Here is a 23880-nt window from a genome sequence, read left to right on the forward strand (position 1 = left end):
AACCCATGCACATTCTGATCACCGGCGGCGCCGGCTTCATCGGGTCCCACACCGCCGACGCGCTCATCGCCCGGGGCCATCGGGTAACGCTGTTGGACAACCTGCACCCCACCGTGCATCCCAATGGCAAGCCGTCCTACCTGCACCCCGATGCCCGCTTCCTCCAGGGCGACGTGCGCGACGCCGACACCTGGCGCAAGGCCCTGGAAGGCGTGGAGGCGGTCTATCACCTGGCCGCCTACCAGGACTACCTGCCCGATTTCTCGACCTTTTTCAGCGTCAACGCCGTCTCCACGGCCCTGCTCTACGAGGTGCTGGTGGCCGAGCCGACCCGCTTCAAGGTGGGCAAGGTGGTGGTGGCCGCCAGCCAGGCGGTGATGGGCGAGGGGCGCTACCGCTGCCCCGCCTGCAGCATCCAAGGAGATGGGGACCTGTTTCCCGACATCCGCCTGGAAAGCCAACTGGCCAAGGGGCAGTGGGACCACACCTGCCCCGCCTGCGGCAACACCCTGCAATGGCAACCCTCGGACGAGCAGGTGGTGCGCCCCTGCAACCAGTACGCCCTGTCCAAGCACAGCCAGGAGCAGATCGCCATCCAGCTGGGCCGCCGCTACGGCATTCCTTCGGTGGCCATGCGCTACTCCATCGTCCAGGGCCCGCGCCAATCCTTTTACAACGCCTATTCGGGCGCCATGCGCATCTTCGCCCTCTCCCTGCTGCTGGGCCAGCCCCCCATGATTTACGAGGACGGCCGACAAGTGCGCGACTTCGTCAACATCGCGGATGTGGTGGAGGCCAACTGCCTGGTGCTGGACCATCCGGACGCCGCCTACCAGGTGTTCAATGTGGGCGGCGGCCACGCCTGGACCGTGGCCCGCTTCTACGACACCATGCAGCAGGTGGTGGGCAAGCAACTGGCGCCGCGCATGGAAGGGCAATACCGTTACGGCGACACCCGCCATATCTTTTCCGACACCGGCCGGCTGCAGGCCCTGGGCTGGCGACCCCGGCGCGGTGTCGAAGAGAGCATCGGCGACTATTGGGCCTATCTGACCGCCCACCAGGAGCCCCGCGAGATTCTCGATTATGCCGAAAAGCGCATGCGCCGGCTCAACGTGATCCGGCAAAGCGGACAAGCTGAATGAAAGCCTTCCTGATGGCCGCCGGCAAGGGCACCCGGCTCAAGCCCTACACCGACACACACCCCAAATGTTTGATCCCCATCCACGGCACGCCCCTGCTGCGGATCTGGATCGACCTGCTGGCGCGCCACGGTGTCAGCGAGGTGCTGATCAACACCCATCACCATGCCGACCAGGTGACGGCCTTCATCGACGCCTACCGGCCGCACACCGCCCTGGCGCTGCGAACGGTCCACGAACCCCGCCTGCTGGGCAGCGCCGGCACCCTGTGGCACAACCGCGCCTTCGTCCGGGGCGAAACCGACTTTCTCATCGCCTACGCCGACAACCTCACCAACCAGGACCTTGCAAAACTGTTTGACATGCACCGCGGTTTCAGGTCTATGGGAGGTGTGCTGACCATGGGCCTGATCCGCGCCCCCGAGCCGACCCAGTGCGGCATCGTCACCTTGGATGGGCAGGGACGCATCATCCGGTTCGTCGAAAAACCCGAGGCGCCGGAAAGCGATTTGGCCAATGGCGGCATTTACGTTGCATCCAACGCCATCTTTGATTATTATGGCGCTTCGGAAAGCATGCCGTCCGAGGTGCTCGACATCGGGCACCACCTGCTGCCGCGGCTCGTCGGCCGCATGTTCGGCTGGCCCCTGGACGGCTATTTGAAAGATATCGGCAATCCCGACGCCTATCACCAAGCCCTGGCCGAATGGCCCGCGGCTTGCGACATTTAGAGGGTACCATGCATTTCGCCCAAGAAGCGCAACACTATTTGAACCGTCTGAAAGCGGTCATGGACGATCTCGACCTGACCGTCTACGCCCGGGTGGTCGACGACCTGCTCGACGCCTGGCGCCGGCAAGCCCGCATTTTCGTCATGGGCAACGGGGGCAGCGGCGCCACCGCCTCCCACCTGGCCTGCGACATCAACAAGGGGTGTTGTTTCGACCTGGACCGCAAATTCAAAATGATCTGCCTCAACGACAACATGCCCACCGTGCTGGCCCTGGCCAACGACGTTTCCTACGAAGCGGTGTTCGAAGAGCAGTTGAAAAACTTCCTGGAGCCGGCGGACCTGGTGATCGGCATCTCCGGCAGCGGCAACTCCCCCAATGTGTTGCGGGCCATTGCCTATGCCGCCGCCCATGGCGGCCGCACCCAGGGTTGGTGCGGCTTCGGCGGCGGAAATCTGGCCGGCCTGGTGGACCTGGCCCTGGTGGTGCCCAGCGACGACATGCAGCAAGTGGAAGACACCCACATCATCGTGGCCCACATGCTGATGCAAAGCCTCACCAAAGCCCTGCGCGGCGGCGAGGCCCCGGCCTGCACCCTGCGGGAGTGAACGTCGCCGCCGAACCGACACGGCACATCGGACCGTACTGATCCAGAACCAATTGATGACAAGGCAAGCATGTCGATTGATACACTGACACCGGCGTGGTATGTGTTGCACACGCGAAGCCGCTTTGAAAACGTGGTCAACGAAGGGTTGCAAAAGAAGACCATCGAGGTTTTCCTGCCCCGGATCACCGTTTCCAGCCGCCGCAAGGACCGCAAAAAGATGATCCGGGTACCCTTGTTTCCCGGATACCTCTTCGTCAAAAGCGACCTGCACCCCACCCACCACCTGGACATCTTGAAAACCGTCGGGGCCGTCAAGCTGGTGGGCGACAATCAGGGTCCCATCTCGGTTCCCGAGGAGACGGTGGCCTCGCTGCGCATCATGGTGGCGGTGGATGGCCCCATCACCACCGGTTCCCTCTTTTCCAAAGGCCAGCGGGTCCTGGTGGTCAACGGCCCCTTTGCCGGCGTGGTCGGTGTCTTCGATCATTACCGGGGACAGGACCGCATCGTGGTTTTCATCGAGGCCTTGGGCCAATACGCGGCCGTGGAGGTGGACGCCGCCGATGTGGAGCCGGTGCCCCAATTGCGTTCGCGACAATAGCCCCTTTTCGCAGGGGCGTGCGCAAATGGGATCACCCGGCCGACCTCCCGATAACTCATTGACTTTTTATTAAGTTTTGTTTATATAGGATTTTTGAAGCAGATTGCATCGCCATTGGCGGAAGGAGGCCCCATGAACAAACTCGAACTGATCTCTGCCTTGAAGAACGAAGCAGGGATATCCAAAACGGAAGCTGCCAAAGTGGTTCAGATCTTCTTCGACAGCATGACCGAAGCCATGGCCCGGGGCGAACGGGTGGAAATCAGAGGGTTGTGCAGCTTTTATGTCAAGAAATACAAAAGCTATGTCGGCCGCAACCCCAAAACCGGCGAAAAGGTCACCATCCGGCCCAAAAAGCTCCCTTTTTTCAAGTCGGGCAAAGAACTTAAAGATCGTGTCGATGCATAACCGGACGGCCGCCGGAGGCCGTTGCGAGATTTGAGAAGGCCGGTCGTGCCAGGATTTGACACCATCATGGGGCAACCTCGGGTCCTGAGCATCGTGCGCCGTTTATTGCAGCGGTCGGCGGTGCCCCACGCCCTGTTGTTCACCGGAATCGAAGGGGTGGGCAAGCGCACCACCGCCCGCGCCTTTGCCATGGCCCTCAATTGCCGGGCCGCCGAAAACGACCGCGGCGACCCTGCCGAACAGGACTTTTGCGGCCGGTGCGCCGAATGCCGGCGCATCGCCGGCGACAGCCATCCGGACATTCTGCAGGTGAACCCCCAAAAAGGCATCCTGCGCATCGATCAGGTTCGCGAAGTGCTGGCCACGCTGGCCTTGAAACCCTTCAGCGCCCGGCGCCGCGTGGTGATCTTCGCCGATGCCCACACCTTGAACCCCGAAGCGGGCAACGCCCTGCTCAAGGTGCTGGAAGAGCCACCGGACGACAGCGTTTTGATCTTGACCGCGCGGCAACGCAGTGACCTGCTGCCGACCATTGTTTCGCGCTGTCGCCACATCCGTTTCAGCCCCCTGGCCGCCGATGTGCTGGCCGCACTGCTGAGCGCCGACCACGGCCTGGAACCGCAACAAGCCGCCGTCGTGGCCCAGGCGGCCGAGGGCAGTTACACCAGGGCGCTGGCATTGGCCGATGCCCACTGGGAGCGACAGCGGGACTGGGTAATCGGCGCCATCGGCCTGGACCGGGGCGCGCCGCCCGAAGAGGGGTGCACCACCATGGCATTGGCCTATGCCGCCGACTTGGCCCGGTCCAAGGATTTGGTCGAAGCGCGCCTGGAGATGCTCAAAACCTGGCTCCGGGACTTGAGCGTGCGGCCCTATGCGCCGCGCGGGGTTATCAACCAGGATCGAGCGGATGCACTGGATGCCGCCCGCGCCCGCCTGGACGACCGCCGCCTGCTGGCCCTCTGGGATGCGGTGGAGCAGGCCCACAAAAACATCGCGGCCAACGGCAACCTGCGATTAACATTGGACGTGATGGCCCTGCGGATGGCCGATCTTTTGGCCGCCTGAAGGGCCCACGACGGTATATGGACATGGGAAGAACAGTCGGTATCCGCTTTAAAACGGGCGGAAAAATATATGACTTCGATTGCGGTGTCTTCGTTCTCCAGAAGGGAGACGCGGTCATCGTCGAGACGGAAAAAGGCTTGGGGTTGGGCACCGTGGCCCGCATCCCCGTAGAACAGGACAACGGCGACGGCGGGGGTAAAGGCGAAGCCCAACTGAAAAAGGTGTTCCGCAAGGCCACCGAAGAGGACTTCGAACAACGCAACAAAAACAAGACGCTGGAGCAGGAGGCCCACACCTACTGCCTCCAATGCATCAGAAGCCTCGGCCTTAAGATGAACCTCTTTGCCGTGGAAGCCACCTTCGATGCCAGCCGCCTGACCTTTTTCTTCACCGCCGACGGCCGGGTCGATTTCCGGCAACTGGTCAAAATGCTGGTCAAGCAGTTCCGCGCCCGCATCGAAATGCGCCAGGTGGGCATTCGCAACCAGGCCAAGATGTGCGGCGGTCTGGGCCGTTGCGGCCGGGAATTTTGCTGCAGCAGTTTCATGGAGAAATTCGACCCGGTGTCGATCCGCATGGCCAAGGAGCAGGGGCTGTCCCTCAACCCAACCAAAATCTCCGGGCAATGCGGTCGGCTCATGTGCTGCCTGACCTTCGAGAACAAGGTCTATCAGGAGCTCAAGGCCAATTTCCCGGGCATGGGCAAGATGGTCACGACCAAGGAACACAGCGGCAAGGTGATCCGTCTCAACTACCTGCAGCAAACCATCTCCTTGCGCACCGAGGACAATCAAGAGGTCGAAGTGAGCGTCGATGAGATTATCGGCAACAAAGCCAAGTAAGGCCGCCGTTCACCGTAACTCCCAAACACTTCCGGAGAGAGCCCCATGCCTTCACCCTTTTATATAACGACACCCATTTACTACGTCAACGCGCGCCCCCATCTGGGGCATGCCTACACCACTATCTGCGCCGACGTGATCAACCGCTACCAAACCATGCTCACCGACGAGACCTACTTCCTGACCGGCACCGATGAGCACGGGGACAAGATCATGCGCGCGGCCCGCAAAGAGAACATGACCCCCCGGGAGTACGTGGACCGCATCAGCGCGCTGTTTCGGGAATTGTGGCCCCAGCTCAACATTTCCAACGATTCCTTCATCCGCACCACTGACCCGGCCCACGGCCAGGTGGTGCAGACGATCCTGCAAAAAATCTACGACCAGGGGGACATCTACTTCAGCGAATACGAGGGGCTCTACTGCTTCGGCTGCGAACGCTTCTACACCGAACGGGAGCTGGTGGAAGGCAAATGCCCGGACCACCAGACCGAACCGGAAGTCATCAAGGAGTCCAACTACTTCTTCAAGATGGGACAGTACCAACAGTGGCTCATCGACCGCATCCAACAAAACCCGGACATGATCCGCCCCGAGCGGTACAAGAACGAAGTGCTGGCCTTCCTGCGCGAACCGCTGGAGGATCTGTGCATTTCCCGTCCCAAGTCGCGCATCAAGTGGGGCATCACCCTGCCCTTCGACCACGATTACGTCACCTACGTCTGGTTCGACGCCCTGATCAACTATGTCTCGGCCATAGGATACCCCGACGGCCCGCTGTTCCAAAAATTCTGGCCCGTGGCCCAGCACATCGTGGCCAAGGACATTCTCAAACCCCACGGGATTTACTGGCCCATCATGCTCAAGGCCGCCGGGCTGCCCGTCTACCGCCATCTCAACGTCCACGGCTACTGGAACGTGGACCAGAGCAAAATGTCCAAAAGCCTGGGCAACGTGGTCGAACCGTTGCAGTTGAAAAACGTCTATGGGCTGGATGCCTTCCGCTACTTTCTGATGCGCGAAATGGTCTTCGGCCTGGATGCCAACTTCAATGAGGAGGCCCTGGTGCAGCGGATCAATGCCGACCTGGCCAACGACCTGGGCAACCTCTTTTCCCGGGTGCTGACCATGGTCCACAAGTACTGCGACGGCCGGGTGCCCGCATCCGACCCGGCCATCGAGCAGGAACTGGCACTGGAAATGGACGCCAAGTGCGCCAGCTGCATCGAGAACTACTGCCGGGAAATGCCCCGGTTCGCTTTCCACAAGGGCCTGGCGGCCATCTGGGAACTGATCAACCAGATGAACAAAATCATCGATGTCACCGCACCCTGGGAACTGGCCAAAAACAAGAATTGCCGTGCCCAACTGCAAAGCGTCCTCTACAACCTGCTCGAGGGGCTACGGGTGATCGCAGGGCTGATCCACCCGGTGATGCCCGACACCGCCGCCACCATGCACAAACACCTGGGGGGCGATCCGGACCACCCCTTCTACAAGCTGGCCGCCCTGCAACAGTTCCGCCAAATGGCGGCCGGCAACCAACTGCCCAAATCGACCACCCTTTTCCCGCGCGTGAACGTCAAGACCGATCCCGCGGCCGAAAACCCGGCGGCAAACGGTTCAGCGCTCCAGCCGCCTTTGAAGGAAGAGGCGACCATCGAGGATTTTGCGCGCATCGACCTGCGGGTGGCCACGGTCATCAGCGCCGAACCGGTGCCCCGGGCCAAGAAATTGCTCAAGCTGGAGGTGGATCTGGGCGAAACACAACCGCGCACCCTGGTGGCCGGCATCGCCGGGGTGTACGCACCCGATGCGCTGGTGGGCAAACAGGTGATCGTGGTGGCCAACCTCAAACCGGCCAAACTGATGGGCGTGCTGTCCAAAGGCATGCTGCTGGCCGCCGGCGCCGACGACCAAACCGCGGTGCTGACGCCCGCAAAGCCCATGCCGCCCGGCAGCGCAATCAAGTAAAAACAAAGTTTACGGAATGCCATGGCTGCTGATTTCAAAACTCCCCCCGGCGGTCGGCGCCGCCCCACTTGGCGCGAGTACCAAAAGGGGCTGCGCCGGCCCCGCAAAGTGGTGACCTTCCGGCGCATGCTGTTGACCGCCGCGGTGCTCGCCACGGTCTTCTATGCCCTGTTCATGGGCATGGCGGCCACCCGGCCCGGTGATGACACAGTGCCCCCGGCGCCCGTGGCGGCCGTCAACCCGGTGCTGGACAGCGACACCCTGCTCAGCAAGAGCGATGTCCAGTTGCTGCTGGCCCGGCTGCCCCTGGCCGACCTGATGCAGCGCGAGGTGGTGCTGCCGCTCAATGGGCAGCAGCTGCGGGTGACCACCTGCCTGGACGAAGCGTTGCAAGCACGCCTGGTCAAGGCCCTGGACCGCCGCCACGCCCGCTACATCGGCATCGTGGCGATGGAGCCCGAAACCGGCCGTGTGCGCGCCATGGTCGGATTCGACAAGGCCGACCCGGACGCAAATCCCTGTTTAAGCAATATTTTTCCGGCCGCCAGTCTGTTTAAAATCGTCACCGCCGCCGCGGCCGTCGACCAATTCAACTACACCGGCAAAACACCGCTGAAGTTCAACGGTTACAAGCACACCCTCTACCGGAACCAGCTCCAGGAGACCAACAATCGCTACACCCATACCATCTCCCTGTCCGCTGCCTTCGCCGAATCGGTCAATCCGGTTTTCGGCAAGCTGGGCAAACTGGACCTGGGCAAGTCGTTGCTGGAACAATACGGCGCCGACTTCGGCTTCAACCGCCCCATCGACTTCGATCTGCCCATCGACCCCAGCCACCTGGCCGTCAAGGAAACCCCTTACCACTGGGCGGAGATCGCCAGCGGCTTCAACCGTGAAACCACTCTTTCACCGTTGCACGCGGCCATGATCATCTCCGCCGCCCTCAACCAGGGGCAAATGGCCGTGCCCACCCTGATCGAACGCATCGAGGACCAGGACGGCCGCCTGCTCTACCGCGCCGACAACACCCACGGCGCGCCGGCCATGTCCGGCAAGGCCGCCGATGCCCTCATGGAAATGATGGAGGCCACCGTGCGCTCCGGCACCGCCCGTTCGCTGTTCAGCAACCGGCAACGGGATCCCGTGCTTTCGGGCCTGCGCATCGGCGGCAAGACCGGCTCCATATCCACCCGCGACCGTGAAGCGCGCATCGACTGGTTCGCCGGTTATGCCGAAAAGCAAAAGGGCCGCGAACGACTGGTGGTGGCCGCCCTGGTGGCCCATGTAGACTATATCGGCGTGCGGGCCGGCACCTATGCCCGCACCGCCATGACCCACTATTTTAAAAACAGTCCGGCCCGGCGGCAAACCGCCGGCGGGCCTTCGGACAGTTGACACAGGAGCAATCATGCCAGGTTTCGAAATATTCGGGGAAGAAGAGCGGCGCCAGATCCAGGACGTGCTGGACACCGGCGTGCTGTTTCGCTACGGCTTCGACGCAGCCCGCCAGGGCCATTGGAAAGCACGCACCTTCGAGCAGGAGCTGGCCGCCCGCCTGGGCATCGCCCACTGCCATCTGTGCAACAGCGGCACCGCCGCCCTGAGCATCGCCCTGGCGGCCTGCGGCATCGGCGCCGGCGATGAAGTGATCCTGCCGCCCTTCACCTTCGTGGCCGACTTCGAGGCCGTCCTGACCGCCGGCGCCGTGCCGGTGTTCGCGGAGATCGACGAAACCCTCTGCCTGGACCCCGAGGCCCTCGAAACCGCCCTGACCCCCCGCACCAAGGCGGTGATCGCGGTGCACATGTGCGGCGCCATGGCCGCCATCGACCGGATCAAGGCGATTTGCGACCGCAAAGGGCTGGTGCTCATCGAAGACACATGCCAGTCAGTTGGGGCCACCCTCCGGGGCAAGGCCCTGGGCACCTTCGGCCACATGGGCTGCTTCTCCTTCGACCCGGTCAAAACCATCACCTGCGGCGAAGGCGGGGCGGTGGTGACCGACGACGCCGAGCGCTATGCCACGGCCCACGCCTATGCCGACCACGGCCACGATCACATCGGCAACGACCGGGGCGCCGAGGACCACCCCATGATCGGCTACAACTATCGCATCAGCGAGCTCAACGCCGCCGTGGGCGTGGCGCAATTGCGCAAACTGGACGCCATTCTGGCAACCCAGCGCAACCACAAGCAAGCCCTCAAGGCGGCCATGGCCGAATACGGCCAGATCCAATTCCGCCACCTGCCCGACCCCGACGGCGACTCGGCCACCTTCCTGAGCTTCATGCTGCCCGACGAAGCCACCGCCCGCCGCACCGCCCAGGCCCTCGGCGCCGCCGGCGCGGACGGCTGTTTCTACTGGTACGACAACAACTGGCACTACCTGCGCCAGTGGCATCACCTCAAGCAGATGCAGACGGCCGCCAAACTGCCGGCCCAACTTTACGACTACTGCCCCAACTACAGCCGCATCAGCCTGCCCCGTTCGGACGCCATCATGGGCCGCACCATCTCCATGCAGATCAAGCTGGCCTGGAGCGCCGAACAGCTGCAAACGCGCATCGCCGCCGTACGGCAGGTGCTGGACGCCCTTTAAAGAACCATGAGGATCACAACCCAATCACGAGGTGAATCGATGTTTCGCAATTTCAAAACGGTCAAGCGCATCGTTTTCGGACGCGGCTGCTTCAACCAGCTGGATGACATCCTGGCCGCCCAACGCACCGCCGAATGCCCAGACATGGTGTTCGTCGTCGATGACGTGTTCAAAAAAGGCAAGCCGTTGCAGGAGCGCCTGCCCCTGCACGACGAGGATCTGCTCTTGTGGGTCAATGTGGACGACGAACCCAAAACCAAATACGTCGATCAACTGACCGCCGAGGTGCGCAAAGCCATGACCGAGCGGCGGCGCCACCTGCCCGCCGGTGTGATCGGCATCGGCGGCGGCAGCACCATGGACCTGGCCAAGGCCATTTCCCTGATGCTCACCAATCCCGGCTCGTCCGCCGATTACCAGGGATGGGACCTGATCCAGGTACCGGCCGTCTACCACGCCGCCGTGCCCACCCTCTCGGGCACGGGCGCCGAGGTCTCCCGCACCACGGTGCTCACCGGCCCGGAAAAGAAGCTGGGCATCAACTCGGACCACACGGTCTTCGACCAGATGGTGCTCGATCCCGAGTTGATCGCCGACGCCCCCCGCGAGCAACGCTTCTACACCGGCATGGACTGCTACATCCACTGCGTGGAGTCGTTGACCGGCACCTATCTCAACGCCTTCTCCCAGGCCTACGGCGAAAAATCCCTGGCCCTCTGCCAGGAGGTGTTCCTGCAGGCCGACACCCCCGACAGCGACGACAAGCTGATGATGGCCTCCTATTTCGGCGGCATGAGCATCGCCTACTCCCAGGTGGGGGTGGCCCACGCCATGTCCTACGGCCTGGCCTTCGTGCTGGGGGTGCACCACGGCATCGGCAACAGCATCGTGTTCGACTACCTGGACGAATTCTACCCGCAAGGCGTGGCCGAATTCCGCCGCATGCTGGAGCGCCAGGGCATCGACCTGCCCCGGGGCGTCACCGCCGCCTCCTCCGACGCGCAGATCGATACCATGGTCAACGTGGCCCTGATGCTCCATCCCTTGTGGGAAAACGCCCTGGGCAAGGATTGGCAGCAAATCATGACCCGTGAAAAACTCCGCGATCTCTACCGGCGGATGTAGGAGATTTCCAACCATGTTCAAACGATTGCAACGGGCCGGCATCCGCCGGTACCGGCAAACGATGTCCTGGTGGCGCCGCAGCGGCGCCGCTCTCGCAGCCCTCTGCCGTTTGCCTGTTTTCTGGGGCCGGATGCCGGCCGGACACCGCGGCGGCGCCTGGGTGCTGCTGCCCGCGTCGACCACCACCCTGCGTTGCGGCCTGGCCGGCCTGATCGCTTTCCAACGCCCGGCGCCACCGCCCATCGCCGACGACCCGGCCGTTTTGCAGACCCTGGTAGAGCAGATGCAAGCAAACGCCCTGGCCGCCTGTTTGAGAGACCAACGGCCCCTGGCCGAAGCGTACCTGGGCGGCGACGGCCCCCTGGAGCGTCTCTATGAGGGTGCTTGTACGCTGAAAATGGAACAGCGCTTCCTGGCGCTGTTCGCCGACCGCCCCCTGCAGCATCAACTCGCCGCCTGGTCGCGCCAGCTCACCGCCTTCGCCCAACAAGAGGCCGACCTGTTTGCCAAAAAGGTCGGCCATCTGGCCGCCGCCGATGCCGATGTGGTGGACCGGCGCATTGAAAAACTCATGGACGCGGCCTGGTGCCTGAAAGCCGAGGTCCTCGAGAACATCGGCAAAACAGCACAGTTGATCGGCGAAACGGCCGCCCGCCCTTCAGGGGAGGTGGTCAAGATCTTCTACAACCTCAACACGGTGCTCAACAGCATCGACCGACTGGAAGTCCGCGGGCGGGATTCGGCCGGCCTGTCGCTGCTGTTCGTGCTGGCGCCCGAAGCGATGGCCGATCTGCAAGAGACCTGGCGCAAGCAAGCGCTTGAAGAAACCGTTGCCCTGCGCCAAAACCAACCGGTGCTCGGTCACGGCGCCATCGGCATCCACCACAACGCGGCCGACGGACTGACCGGCCTGACCCTCACCTATAAAGTGGCCGCCGAAATCGGCAGCCTGGGCGACAATGTGCGCCAGTTGCGCCAGGCCATCGCCGAGGACCGCGTACTGCAGCAAGTGGCCCGCCTGCCCCATCGCTTCCACACCGTATCGGCCCACACCCGCTGGGCCTCCGTGGGCGCCATCACCATCGCCAACTGCCATCCGGTGGACAACGCCACCGAGCAGCAGGGGTGCGGCCAAAAAGGCATGATCCACGCCTGTCTCAACGGCGACATCGACAACTACCTGGCACTGCGGCAGCAGTGGGAGCAAAACGGCGACCCCATCCACGCCGATATCTCCACCGACACCAAGGTGATCCCCCTGCGGATCGAGCACTACCTGCGCCAGGGACACCCCATGGAAACGGCCTTTCGCCTGGCGGTCAACGATTTCGACGGCTCCCACGCCATTGCCATGCACACCGACCTGGCCCCCGGCAAACTCTTCCTGGCCCAGAAAGGCAGCGGGCAGGCCGTGTTCGTCGGCCTGGCGGGCGACCACTACCTGGCCACCTCCGAGGTGTACGGTTTCGTGGAACAGACCGACGCCTTCCTCAAGCTCAACGGCGAAAAGATTGTCCAGGGGCGCGACGGCACCACCCAGGGACAGATTTTCATTCTCGACCAGCAAAGCGCCGGCGGCCTGGACGGCATCCGGGCCTGCTACTACGACGGCACGCCCATCAGCCTGACGGCGCAGGACATCCAGCACACCCGCATCACCTCCCGCGACATCGACCGCCAGCACTTCCCCCACTACTTTCTCAAGGAGGTGTCCGAAGCGCCACAGTCGGTGGCCCGCACCCTGCAGAACCGCTGGAAAGTGTCCCTGCGCGACCGGGATCGCTGCAACATCGTCCTGCCCGAGAGCGCATTTCCGCAAAAACTGGTGCAAGCCCTGGCCGAAGACCGGGTGCGCCGGGTCTATTTCATCGGGCAGGGAACCGCCGGCATCGCCGCCCAGGCCATCGCCGACATTCTCAACCACTATCTGAACGAGCCCACCCTGAAGATCAGCGCCCTGAAGGCATCGGAGTTGAGCGGTTTTCAACTGGACGCCGGCGGCAATCAGGCCGGCATGAACGACGCCCTGGTGATCGCCATCAGCCAGTCGGGCACCACCACGGACACCAATCGCGCCGTGGACATGGTGCGCGCGCGGGGCGCGCTGACCCTGGCCATCGTCAACCGCCGGGACTCGGACCTGACCTTCAAAGTGGACGGCGTGGTGTACACCAGCAGCGGCCGGGACATCGAGATGTCCGTGGCCTCGACCAAGGCCTTCTACTCCCAAATCGTGGCCGGCGCCCTGATCAGCCTGAAAATCGCCGAAGTCAAACAGCGCCGCTCGGCCGCCTTCGTGACGGATGAAATCAAAGCCCTGCTGGAACTGCCCGGCCAGATGCGCCAGGTGCTGGCCATGGGTGAAGCGATCCGCCAGTCCGCCGAGCGGCTGGCCACCACCCGCACCTACTGGGCGGCCGTGGGCAGCGGCCCCAACAAATCGGCCGCCGACGAGATCCGCATCAAACTCAGCGAACTGTGCTACAAGACCATCTCCTCGGACTACGTGGAGGACAAAAAGCACATCGACCTGTCGGCCGAACCGCTGATTCTGATCTGCGCCGCCGGCGCCCCGAGCACCGTCATCGGCGACATCGTCAAGGACACAGCCATCTTCCGCGCCCACAAAGCCACGCCGGTGGTCATCGCCGACGAAGGGGAAAACCGCTTCGACGCCTACGCCGAGGATGTCTTTCCCGTTCCCGCCGCGCCTCCCCACCTGGCCCCCATCCTAAACACCCTGGTGGGCCACCTGTGGGGCTACTACGCGGCCCTGGCCATCAACGGCGGCTCCCGCTTCCTGCACGATTTCCGTGAAGCGACCAAAGCGCGTATCGACCAGTTCGCCCGCGACGGCCTGGACGTCTACGAAGTGGTGCTGGAAAAATCGTTTCGCGAGCAGATGGCCCGATTCTACGTCGACTTGCGCCAACGCATGACCGCCGGGCGCCTGCCCGACACGATCCGCCACACCGCCGACTTGCTGCTGCTGCTCAAATACCTGTCCGGGCGCCTGCCCGTGGCCGACTTCGAAATGGATTTCGGCAAACGCGGCACGGCCGCCAACATGATCGACAGCCTGTTTCAATGCCTGGGCGAAGCGATCAACGGCCTGTCACGCCCGGTGGACGCCATCAAGCACCAGGCCAAGACCGTCACCGTGGGCACCAGCCGCATCAGCGAAAAGATCGGCGGCATTCTTTTCGACGCCCTCGAAGCCCACGCCATCAGCGCCGCCCAGCTCAACAACCGCAACATCCTGGTGCTGCGCAATCTGCAGCACATCGTGGCTGAAATCCACGGCGCGATCCTCTACCGCATCGACCATCTCGACCTGCTGGGCGAGCCCAACGAGGCCACCACCATCGAAGTGGTGCGCAAGGAGGGCGTGCTGCAGCCCCTGACCTCCCGCGTGGAGACCGACAAAAGCCTCAAGGGCACCAAGTACATCGTGGTCCGCCAGGGCAATGTCTACATCGGCAAGGGGCGCAAGGACGACCGCAGCATCCTGCTCATCCCCGCCTTTTCCAGCGACCCGGCCAACGCCAACCGCATCGAGCACTTGTTGCTGCTCAACATCGGTTTCCACAAACGGGTGGAACTGCCACTGAAAATCAAGGCCCTGGGCGGCAAGTACGACAACATCAAGAACATCGTGCAGGAAAACTCCATCCCCTGGCAAGACGAGCACCTGGAACAGGTGCCCATGGAAGAGCTGTTCGGCCGTTCCGCCGAAAAGATCGCCGAATTGCTGGTCCTGCAGCTCAAGACGGAAGGGAACAAGGACCATGCATGACACACCGCAACAGGCCCTGGTGCATTTCGGCCGTGAGATGCTGGCCCGCGGCTTGACCACCGGATCCGGCGGCAATCTGAGCGTCTGTGAGCGGTCGCGGGACCGGGTCTGGATCACCCCCAGCGGCATCCCCTACATGGCCCTGACCCCGGCGGATATGGTGTCCTGCGACGGCAGGGGCGCGGTGGCGGCGGGAGAGCGGCGGCCTTCCTCGGAACTCGATTTCCACCTGGCCCTCTATCGCCACCGGCCGGACATCGGCGCCGTGGTGCACACCCACTCGGTCTTTGCCACCACCCTGGCCTGCATGCACCGGGAAATTTTGCCCGTGCACTATCTGGTCGGTTTCGCCGGCCCCAAGGTACCGCTGGCCCCCTACGCCACCTTCGGCACCCCGGCCCTGGCCCGGTCGATCACCGACACCATCGGCGACCACAACGCCGTGCTGCTGGCCAACCACGGCCTGGTGGCCGTCGGCGCCACCCTGGCGAAGGCCTTCGACGTGGCCGAAGAGATCGAACTGGTGGCCCGCATCTATTACCAGACCCTCGTGGCCGGCGAACCCCGCCTGCTCTCCGACACCCAAATGGCCGAAGTGCTGGAAAAGTTCAAACACTACGGCCAAACCGCGCCGCCTGCCGGCGAAGAATAGAAAAAATCAGGCCAGACTGCCCCCGTCGCAAACGATGTAGGTGCCGGTGGTGAACGACGATGCGTCGGACACCAGGTAGAGCACGGCGCCGGCCATCTCCTCGGGCTGGGCATGGCGGTTCATGGGAATCGTCTGCAGCGCGTATTGATAAATCTCGTCATTGGAAATGAGCGCATCGGCGAACTTGGTGTGGGTCAAACCGGGCAACAGGGCGTTGACTCGGATCTTGCGCCCCGCCAGCTCCTTGGCGAAGGCCTTGGTCATGGAGATCATGGCCGCCTTGGACATGGAGTAGATCCCCTGCAAGGGCGCCGGCCGGACACCGTTGATGCTGGCCACATTGACGATGGCGCCCCCGCCGCTCTCCTCCATCAAGCGGGCCGCGTGCTGGATCATGAAGAAGGGTCCCTTGAGATTCACCTCGAAGGTCTTGTTCCAGGCCCCCTCGTCGGCGCCCATCATGTCGCCGAAATAGGGATTGGTGGCCGCATTGTTGACCAGGATGTGCAGCAACCCGTGACGCTCCTTGATCTCCGCGAACAGCGCCTCGATCTTGTCCAGTTGGCCCATATGGCAAGCGATGGACTCGGCCTTGCCCCCGTTTTGCACGATCTTCTGCTCCACCTGCTTCAAAGCGTCGATCTTGCGGCTGACCAGAATGCAGTGGGCGCCGTAGGCCGCCAGGGTTTCGGCGATGGCGGCGCCAATGCCCCTGCTGGCGCCGGTAATCAAAGCGATCTTACCGTCCAACTGAAAATTCACCATGTTCGGTTCTCCTGTTCGATACGGTCAAAGGCGGCGCACCCCAGTCGACCCCAAGGCCGCAAGGGTACGTGGCAAGGAAGGTTTGCCTACAATATCAAGCGTAAAGCTGGTTTCTGGATACCCCATGGGCACAAATTTGTCAAGATTGAGAGACGCGGGCGAATTTTGACTTTGCCCCATGGATGCTTAAACAATGGACATTAGAAAAAGACACAATGACATGGCACGTATCGAGGTGACACCATGAAACGCAACCTTTCAACATACATGGCATTGGCGGTATCGGCCTTGCTGTTTTGCGGCGGGACGATGCCGGGAAATGCCCGGGCGGCAGGTGACGATATGACCAAAACAGATGAAAATTTGGCCCTGGCGACATTCGCCGGAGGCTGTTTTTGGTGTGTGGAAGCGGATTTCGAAAAACAAAACGGCACCGACGGCATTCTTTCCGTGGTCTCCGGCTACACCGGCGGCCATGTGGAAAACCCGACCTATGAGCAGGTGACCTCCGGCGACACAGGCCATTACGAAGCCGTGCAGGTGACCTACGACCCGCGCCGGATCAGTTACGAGCAACTACTGGATATCTTCTGGCGCCACGTGGATCCCACCGACCCCGGCGGCCAATTCGTGGATCGCGGCGGACAATACCGGTCGGCGATCTTCTATCACGACGAAACCCAGAAGCGCCTGGCGCAACAGTCGCGGGACGCCCTGGCGGTATCCGGGCGTTTCGACAAGCCGCTGGTCACCAACATCCTGCCCTACACCCGTTTTTACGAAGCCGAGGAATACCACCAGGACTATTACAAAAAAAGCAGTTGGCGCTACAAGCTCTACCGCGCCAACTCGGGGCGCGACCGCTTCCTGCGGGCGGCATGGCCCAAGAACGAAACCCCCGCCACCCGCGGCGCCATGGGCGGCGACTACAGCAAACCCGCCGAAGATGTACTGCGCGACACCCTGACGCCGCTGCAGTACAGTGTCACCCAGCAGGACGACACCGAGCCGCCCTTCAACAACACCTATTGGGACAACAAAGCACCGGGCATCTACGTGGATATCGTCTCCGGCGAACCCCTGTTCAGCTCCACCGACAAGTTCGACTCCGGCACGGGCTGGCCCAGCTTCACCAAACCCCTGGTCCCCGTAAACATCGTGGAACGCACGGACCGCAAGCTGTTCATGACCCGCACCGAAGTCCGCAGCAAGCACGCCGACTCGCACCTGGGCCACGTCTTCAACGACGGCCCACCCCCCACCGGCCTACGCTACTGCCTAAACTCCGCCGCCCTGCGCTTCGTCCCCCGGGACCAACTAAAAACCCAAGGCTACGAACAATTCCGCCACCTCTTCGATACACCCACCCAATCCACACAAAAGGAGGCTGTAGGGAAAAAACCATAAATAATAGGATGTGCTGACGAAGGAAGCGCATCAGGGCCCTGCGGGCAGTTTTAAGTTTTAAGTGTTAAGTTTTAAGTTATTGTATTCTTTCTATTTAATGTGTGGTGGGGTGAGTTCTGGCGGGGCAGCCCATCATTGCCGCCGGGCACCTTTGGAAACGGTACCAATCCTGGTTTTGTGATGCATTCCGGATTATTCACATAAAAATAATTGCTATGATCACCGCTGATGAAGGGGAACGGCATGCCGTTCCCCTACGGGAGGCGCATCCGACCTGGCAACCCAACAAACCCAATAAACGCAATAAACACAACAAACTCTACAAACCCAACAAACTCAACCAACCATCTCTAACCGACAGAATTCCTTCAACTTAAAACTTAACACTTAAAACTTAAAACTATGATTTTAAATCTCCGATTTAAAATCACGGAATCGCAATCCCATACCGCTGCGTAATCATCTCATCAATCAAACCCAACTCCGCCGGATCGAGGAAAATCAACTTGGGATGCTGACGCAGTTCGAAGCGCTGAAAGCCGTCCACGGGATGGGCCAGGGCCGGACGCACGTCGGCCAGTTTGCGAATCGGCCGCCCGTTGATGGCCGTCACTTCGATGTTGGACAGCGTTTCGTAGCCGATGGTGTATGGCGTGGGAATCACGCTGGAGATGATGACGATCTTTTCGCGCCGGTCCTCGTCCAGGTAGTCCTGGTTCTGCTGGTAGTAGAGCAGATGGATGGGCGCAGCGGACTGCCAGTCGCTGCCATACTCCCGCAGGTAGGACATGGAGAGTTCCTGCAGCACCAGGCCGCCGACGATCAGGTGCTCGGGGGCGCGATCCACCACATAGGGCGGCACCAGGTACTGTTCCGGCCGCCGATGGGCCAATCGGACGTTCACGGTCAGCACCGCGCCATCACGAAACAGTTGGAACGGCACCGTGTCCCCCACATGATAGTAGGTGCGGATCAGGTGCACCAGGGAGGTCGATCCGTGGCGGGGATGCTGGAAGTGTCCAGTGTTGGTCAGCGGGTGATCGCCGATGCGCAGCACCACATCCCCGGCCCGCATACCAGCCTGGTCGGCGGGGCCGCCCCGGATCACCTTGCGCACATAGACGCCGCTGAGCGCTTCGGGCAGCCCGATGTAGCGCCGCAGTTGCGGGTCGAGGGTCGGCCCGTAGTGAAAGGCCCCCATTGGAAAACCCTGGTAGGGCGCATTGGCAGCGTCCTCCAGGAAATGGCGGATCACCGGTGTGGCGATCACCTCCACGGCCTGGCCCGCCGGATTGTGCCGCAGCACCAGACCGGCCAGCGCCTGCCCTTTGACCACCGGCAAGGTGATGTGGTTGAAGCGGTAGGGCAGGCTCGCGCTCAGATGATAGGTCAGAAAATGGTTCTCCTGAAAATAAGCGCCCAAGGCCACGGAAGTGACCGGGCCTTCGGAGGCCACCACATCCCCGCCGGGCCGCACCTGCCAGACCCCCAGCCGATCGCCGACCGTCACCTCCCCGGCCAGCGGCAAGGCGCGTCTTCCCTCCAGGAAAAGCGGATCCAGGGGCCGCAGCAAGGCCAGGTTGGCTTCGTAATCCACCACCGCCACCTCGGCCGGGGCCTTGCGCCGGGTGTCCAGGGTTTCCAGCTCGATGTAGCGCTGATCGGCCACCAGCAAGCCATTGACCAGCACCTGCCCGTCGCCCACCACCACGCCGATGGCCAACTGGGTCACCGGCTGCTGTTGCTGCCAGGGCCGGTTGAACAAATGCCCCTGCCGGGTCACCGTCACCCGCAGCAGGGCCCGGTGGGCATCACCGATCACGGGCGCCGGCAGTGCCGCCGGCCGCGTCATCGCGCACCCCGTAATACCCAGCAACAGGATCAAGGCCGCAATGATGGGGGCACCACGGGCCGATCGCCTTCCGTTCTCTCCAAACCGTTCACTTCTCATTTTTCATCTCTTCCATCCATTCCGAGGGCACCATGCTGTCGCGCAGGTAGGCATCCCGGGTAACGCCGTACTGCCGGCGAATGCGTGGCTGGGCATCGCGCACCGCCGCGGCTTCGAACACCAGCGGCGGATGGTCGCCCAACAGCTCCACCACGTAGAACTCGGCCGGCCGGGCAAAGGCCTCGGCCAGATCGTCCAGGATGCGCACCGGTCTATCGTTCACCCGGCTGACAATCCCGTTGACGAAGGGCTCCAGGTAGCTGGTGGTGGGGTCGGGCAACACCCGGCTGATCACCACAACCTCCGGGTGGTCCATGTACAGCTCCTCCATCAAAAACTGGGAGTAGTAATAGCGCAACAGGACCGATTTGTCGGACAAGGCATTGAAAAAACCTTGGGACAAGGGTTGAAACAGCACGCCGCCGAACAGCACGAACCGGGGCCGAACATCGTACTGCCGGGCTTGCATCAGGTAGGGCCACGGCGTGGTCAGCGGGTAGGTCACGACCATTTCCCGCCCCCCGCGCAAAATGGTCAGGCGCACCGTATCGCCTTTGAACTTGCGCTCCACCACCTCATTGAGCAGCAGCCGGTCATTGTCCATAGCCACCCGGCCGTCACTGAAGATGGGATGATCGTCGATGGTCAGCAGCACATCGCCGGTTTCCAGGTGGCCGTAGGCCGCGCCGGCCCGCAACACCTCGCCCACCACCACGCCGTAATCCCCCGGCGCCAAACCCAGTGCGCGCCGATGGGTGGCGTTGATCAAAGGAAAGAACTGAATTCCCAAATCCACATAACGGTCATAGCGTCCATCGGCCACATCGTTCAGGAATCTTTCCACCACCGGCGTGGGGATGATGTACCCCACGTTCTGCGCCACCATGCCGCTGAACCCCTGGAAGGCCATGCCCACCACGGCCCCGTCTTGAATCACCGGCCCACCGCTGTTGCCCGGATTGATGGCCGCATCGATCTGCACCACCAAGTGGGCATCCACCCCCGAATGGGCGTAAACCCGGTAGTCGATGCGCGACACCACTCCCCGGGTCACCGACAACCGGTCGCCACCGATGGGATAACCGAGCACCGTTACCGTGGAGTCGAGGGCCGGCACCGGCCCCAAGGTCAAAGCGTTGGTGCCCTCGAAAAAGGTCTCGTCCAGCACCGCCAGCATGGCCAGGTCGCAGTCGTGGGCCGCGAACAGCACCTTGGCTTCATAGCGCCGCGCATCGCCCTCTTTCTCGATGGTGATGAACCGGGCATTGGCCACCACATGGGCATTGGTCAGAATCCGGTGGCCGGCGATAATGAACCCCGAGCCCCACCCCTCGCCGGTGCGCCCCGGCGCCCAGGGCACCAGATAATCCGGCTCCTGCGCCACCGTATACACCCGCACCACCCCACGCTGCGAAACATCGATCCCCACCCCCCCAACAGCCGGCACCACCCCAAAAACCAGCAGCACCAACCCAACAAACCATCCACCTCGAAAAACCACCATCACACCCCCCATGACAAAAAACCCCAACCATCTCTAATCGATAGAATACCTTCAACTTAACACTTAACACTTAAAACCTAAAACTGGCCCGCCAGGGCCCCAAACCCATCTAACCGACAGAATTCCTTAACTTAAAACTTAAAACTGAACACTTAAAACGCTCTATCCCACATTGACCCATAACCCCATCCGATGTATGCATAACAAGTATTCATTACAAACACCTTATTGTTTTTGTAGTTGGATCGCAATACGCCGGTTCCAACAAGCGACAACCCATCTCCCACAAATACGGAAAAACCGCATGGACACCCTGTTGCTTTCCAGAATCCAGTTTGGTTTGACCACCAGCTTCCACATCATCTTTCCCACCCTGACCATCGGTCTGGCGATCTTCCTGGTGGTGGTGGAGGCACTGTGGCTGCGCACCCGGGACGAACTGTATTACCGCATGTACCGTTTCTGGGTCAAAATCTTCGCCATCCACTTCGCCGTGGGCGTTGTCTCCGGCATCGCCCTGGCCTTCGAATTCGGCACCAACTTCGCCGTCTTCTCCCAAAAGGTGGGCAACATACTGGCACCAATGCTGGCTTTCGAGGGCATGACCGCCTTTTTCCTCGAAGCCGGCTTCCTGGGCATCATGCTTTTCGGCTGGCACCGGGTACCGCCGACCCTGCACTTTCTCTCCACCTGCCTGGTGGCCCTGGGCGCCTCCCTTTCCGCCTTCTGGATCATGGCGGCCAACGCCTGGATGCAGACCCCGGCGGGCTTCGAGATCGTGGACGGCACCTACATGCTCACCAGTTGGTGGGCGGCGATCTTCAACCCCGCCTTTCCCACCCACCTGGCCCACATGCTGCTGGCCAGCTATGCCACCGCCGCCTTTGTCGTGGCCGGCATCAGCGCCTACTACCTGCTCAAGGGCCGCGAGACCGCATTTTACCGGCGCTGCCTGGGATTGGCGCTGATCGTCGCCGCCGTGGCGGCCCCGCTGCAAGTGATCGTGGGCGATTTCAAGGGCGTTGCCGTGGCCGAGCACCAACCAGTCAAACTGGCGGCCATGGAGGCCCACTGGGAAACCAATGAGGACCGCGGCGCGCCGTTCATCCTCTTTACCATCCCCGACAGCGCCAACGAGCGCAACCGCTTCGAAATCCAGGTGCCCAACCTGCTCAGCCTGCTGATCACCCGCACCCTGGACGGCCGTATACCCGGGTTGAAGGAGTTCCCCGCCGACGAGCGGCCCAACGTCCTGGTCACCTTTTGGACCTTTCGCATCATGGTGGGCATCGGGTTCATCTTTCTGGGCGTCATGCTCTGGGCCGGCCTCTTGTGGTGGCGCCGCAAGCTGTTCGACACCCCCCTGTTCCTCAAGGCCCTGGTGGTGATCCAACCCCTGGGCTTCGTGGCCACCATCTTCGGCTGGCTGACCGCCGAAATCGGCCGCCAGCCATGGCTGGTCTACGGGCTGATGCGCACCAGCGAGGGGGTCAGCCCCATCGCCGCCGGCAACGTGGTGTGGTCCCTGGCGCTGTTCTGCATCTTTTTCGGCATCATCGGCGCATCCTACTTTTACTACACCATCCGCACATTGGAGAACGGGCCCGATTACGACAGCCCCATCCCCCCCATCCAGCGCATGGCGGGCGTGCAGGCGCTCCAAAAGTAGCAGCGAAGGAGGAATGCAACCATGTTCTTAATCAACTTGTGGGCCGCCCTGGTCGGTGTCGTGATCATTCTCTATGTAATTCTGGACGGCTTCAGCCTGGGGGTGGGCATCCTCTTTCCCTCGGCCCGGAGCGAAAAACAGCAGGACGTGATGATGGGCAGCATCGCACCGGTGTGGGATGTGAACCAGACCTGGATCGTCTTCGGCGCCGCCGGCCTGTTCGCCGTTTTTCCCACCACCTACACCGTCATGTTCAGCGCCCTCTACGTACCCCTGTTCACCTTCCTGTTCGGGCTGGTGTTCCGCGGCGTGGCCTTCGAATTCCGCGCCAACTCCACCCACAAGACCGCCTGGAGCCGGGCCTTCTTCGGCGGCAGCCTGGTGGCCGCCTTCGGCCAGGGCCTCACCCTGGGCGCCTACATCTCGGGCATCCACGTGGAAAACGGTGTCTTCGCCGGCGGTGCCTTCGACTGGCTCACCCCCTTCAACATCCTGGTGGGACTGGCCCTGATCGCCGGCTACGCCCTGCTGGGCGCCGGCTACCTGATTCTCAAAACCACGGGCGAAGTGCAGCAGCGGGCCTACGGCCAAGCCAAGGCCGCCGTCTGGGCAGTGGCCTTTTTTATGTTGATCGTCAGCTTCTGGACCCCCTACCAGGCGCCCGACATCATGGACCGCTGGTGGACCGCGCCCCACATCTACTTCGTCTGGCTCTTTCCCCTGCTGGGCCTGGCGGGCTTCGTGCTGCTGCTGCGGGGCATCCACAACCAGGTGGAAAGCGCCCCCTTTTTCTGGACCCTGATCATGTTCCTGTCGGCCTACCTGGGGTTGCAATCGGGGGTCTACCCCTATGCCATCCTGCCCGACATCACCATCTTCGACGCCGCCGCCCAGCGCCAAACCCAGATGATCACCCTGGTCGGCGCCCTGGTGACCCTGCCCTTCGTGCTGGGCTACACCTTTTACTGCTACTGGGTCTTCCGCGGCAAAGTGACCGACGACGTGCTCTACCACTGATTGAATTGAAAGGAAC

At 62.2% G+C, this 23880-nt stretch carries 19 protein-coding genes; 16 read left to right on the forward strand and 3 right to left on the reverse strand.

Annotated features, from left to right (window positions below; translation table 11 throughout):
- The first annotated feature begins 5 nt into the window (after nt 1-5).
- From MRX98_RS19535 to MRX98_RS19595, 13 genes are all read left to right on the forward strand, one after another.
- Nucleotides 6-1145 (forward strand): NAD-dependent epimerase/dehydratase family protein, encoded by a 1140-nt coding sequence (locus MRX98_RS19535; RefSeq protein WP_246914121.1) that lies wholly within the window; start codon nt 6-8, stop codon nt 1143-1145.
- Nucleotides 1142-1873 (forward strand): nucleotidyltransferase family protein, encoded by a 732-nt coding sequence (locus tag MRX98_RS19540; protein WP_246914123.1) that lies wholly within the window; start codon nt 1142-1144, stop codon nt 1871-1873. The genes MRX98_RS19535 and MRX98_RS19540 overlap by 4 nt, the downstream gene beginning before the upstream one ends.
- A gap of 8 nt (nt 1874-1881) precedes the next feature.
- Nucleotides 1882-2481: an SIS domain-containing protein gene (locus tag MRX98_RS19545; protein ID WP_246914125.1), complete on the forward strand. Its 600-nt coding sequence runs from the start codon at nt 1882-1884 to the stop codon at nt 2479-2481.
- A gap of 69 nt (nt 2482-2550) precedes the next feature.
- The gene (locus tag MRX98_RS19550; protein WP_246914127.1) at nt 2551-3084 is read left to right on the forward strand and encodes a UpxY family transcription antiterminator; all 534 of its coding nucleotides are present in this window, start codon (nt 2551-2553) and stop codon (nt 3082-3084) included.
- Nucleotides 3085-3216: 132 nt separating this feature from the next.
- Nucleotides 3217-3492 carry an HU family DNA-binding protein gene (locus tag MRX98_RS19555; RefSeq protein ID WP_246914129.1) on the forward strand — a complete coding sequence of 92 codons (276 nt, stop codon included), beginning with the start codon at nt 3217-3219 and terminating at the stop codon, nt 3490-3492.
- A gap of 66 nt (nt 3493-3558) precedes the next feature.
- The gene (gene holB / locus MRX98_RS19560) at nt 3559-4560 is read left to right on the forward strand and encodes a DNA polymerase III subunit delta' (RefSeq protein ID WP_246914131.1); all 1002 of its coding nucleotides are present in this window, start codon (nt 3559-3561) and stop codon (nt 4558-4560) included.
- Between the two features lie 23 nt (nt 4561-4583).
- Nucleotides 4584-5402: a PSP1 domain-containing protein gene (locus tag MRX98_RS19565; protein WP_246914133.1), complete on the forward strand. Its 819-nt coding sequence runs from the start codon at nt 4584-4586 to the stop codon at nt 5400-5402.
- Nucleotides 5403-5447: 45 nt separating this feature from the next.
- Entirely contained in the window at nt 5448-7376 is a 1929-nt protein-coding gene (gene metG / locus MRX98_RS19570; RefSeq protein WP_246914142.1) for a methionine--tRNA ligase, read from the forward strand.
- Nucleotides 7377-7397: 21 nt separating this feature from the next.
- Complete coding sequence (locus MRX98_RS19575; RefSeq protein WP_246914144.1) at nt 7398-8774, forward strand: penicillin-binding transpeptidase domain-containing protein; 1377 nt, start codon at nt 7398-7400, stop codon at nt 8772-8774.
- Nucleotides 8775-8787: 13 nt separating this feature from the next.
- Nucleotides 8788-9978, forward strand: coding sequence for a DegT/DnrJ/EryC1/StrS family aminotransferase (locus MRX98_RS19580; protein ID WP_246914146.1), 1191 nt, complete (start codon nt 8788-8790; stop codon nt 9976-9978).
- A gap of 39 nt (nt 9979-10017) precedes the next feature.
- Entirely contained in the window at nt 10018-11103 is a 1086-nt protein-coding gene (locus MRX98_RS19585) for an iron-containing alcohol dehydrogenase family protein (RefSeq protein ID WP_246914148.1), read from the forward strand.
- 13 nt (nt 11104-11116) lie between these two features.
- Nucleotides 11117-14899, forward strand: coding sequence for an SIS domain-containing protein (locus MRX98_RS19590; protein WP_246914150.1), 3783 nt, complete (start codon nt 11117-11119; stop codon nt 14897-14899).
- Nucleotides 14892-15551, forward strand: a complete 660-nt coding sequence (locus tag MRX98_RS19595; RefSeq protein ID WP_246914152.1) for a class II aldolase/adducin family protein — start codon at nt 14892-14894, stop codon at nt 15549-15551. The genes MRX98_RS19590 and MRX98_RS19595 overlap by 8 nt, the downstream gene beginning before the upstream one ends.
- Nucleotides 15552-15557: 6 nt before the next feature.
- On the opposite strand, the gene MRX98_RS19600 is transcribed toward MRX98_RS19595, so the two are convergent.
- Nucleotides 15558-16316, reverse strand: coding sequence for an SDR family oxidoreductase (locus tag MRX98_RS19600; RefSeq protein ID WP_246914154.1), 759 nt, complete (start codon nt 16314-16316; stop codon nt 15558-15560).
- A gap of 342 nt (nt 16317-16658) precedes the next feature.
- On the opposite strand from MRX98_RS19600, the gene msrA reads away from it, so the two are divergent.
- Nucleotides 16659-17723, forward strand: a complete 1065-nt coding sequence (gene msrA / locus MRX98_RS19605; protein WP_246914156.1) for a peptide-methionine (S)-S-oxide reductase MsrA — start codon at nt 16659-16661, stop codon at nt 17721-17723.
- Nucleotides 17724-18150: 427 nt separating this feature from the next.
- Here msrA and MRX98_RS19610 read toward each other — a convergent pair whose 3' ends face one another.
- Both MRX98_RS19610 and MRX98_RS19615 read right to left on the reverse strand, forming a co-directional pair.
- Nucleotides 18151-19674, reverse strand: a complete 1524-nt coding sequence (locus MRX98_RS19610; RefSeq protein WP_246914158.1) for a PDZ domain-containing protein — start codon at nt 19672-19674, stop codon at nt 18151-18153.
- A complete protein-coding gene (locus tag MRX98_RS19615) occupies nt 19664-21178 on the reverse strand; it encodes a S1C family serine protease (RefSeq protein WP_246914159.1) in 1515 nt (504 codons plus the stop codon). The genes MRX98_RS19610 and MRX98_RS19615 overlap by 11 nt, the downstream gene beginning before the upstream one ends.
- Before the next feature lie 304 nt (nt 21179-21482).
- Between MRX98_RS19615 and MRX98_RS19620 the strand changes: the two genes are divergently transcribed.
- Together MRX98_RS19620 and cydB are read left to right on the forward strand one after the other, a co-directional pair.
- Entirely contained in the window at nt 21483-22847 is a 1365-nt protein-coding gene (locus MRX98_RS19620) for a cytochrome ubiquinol oxidase subunit I (protein WP_246914161.1), read from the forward strand.
- A 21-nt stretch (nt 22848-22868) separates the two neighbouring features.
- Entirely contained in the window at nt 22869-23864 is a 996-nt protein-coding gene (cydB, locus tag MRX98_RS19625; protein WP_246914163.1) for a cytochrome d ubiquinol oxidase subunit II, read from the forward strand.
- Nucleotides 23865-23880: the final 16 nt, after the last annotated feature.

It is taken from the genome of Desulfatitalea alkaliphila, from assembly GCF_022968795.1.
GTDB lineage: Bacteria > Desulfobacterota > Desulfobacteria > Desulfobacterales > Desulfosarcinaceae > Desulfatitalea > Desulfatitalea alkaliphila.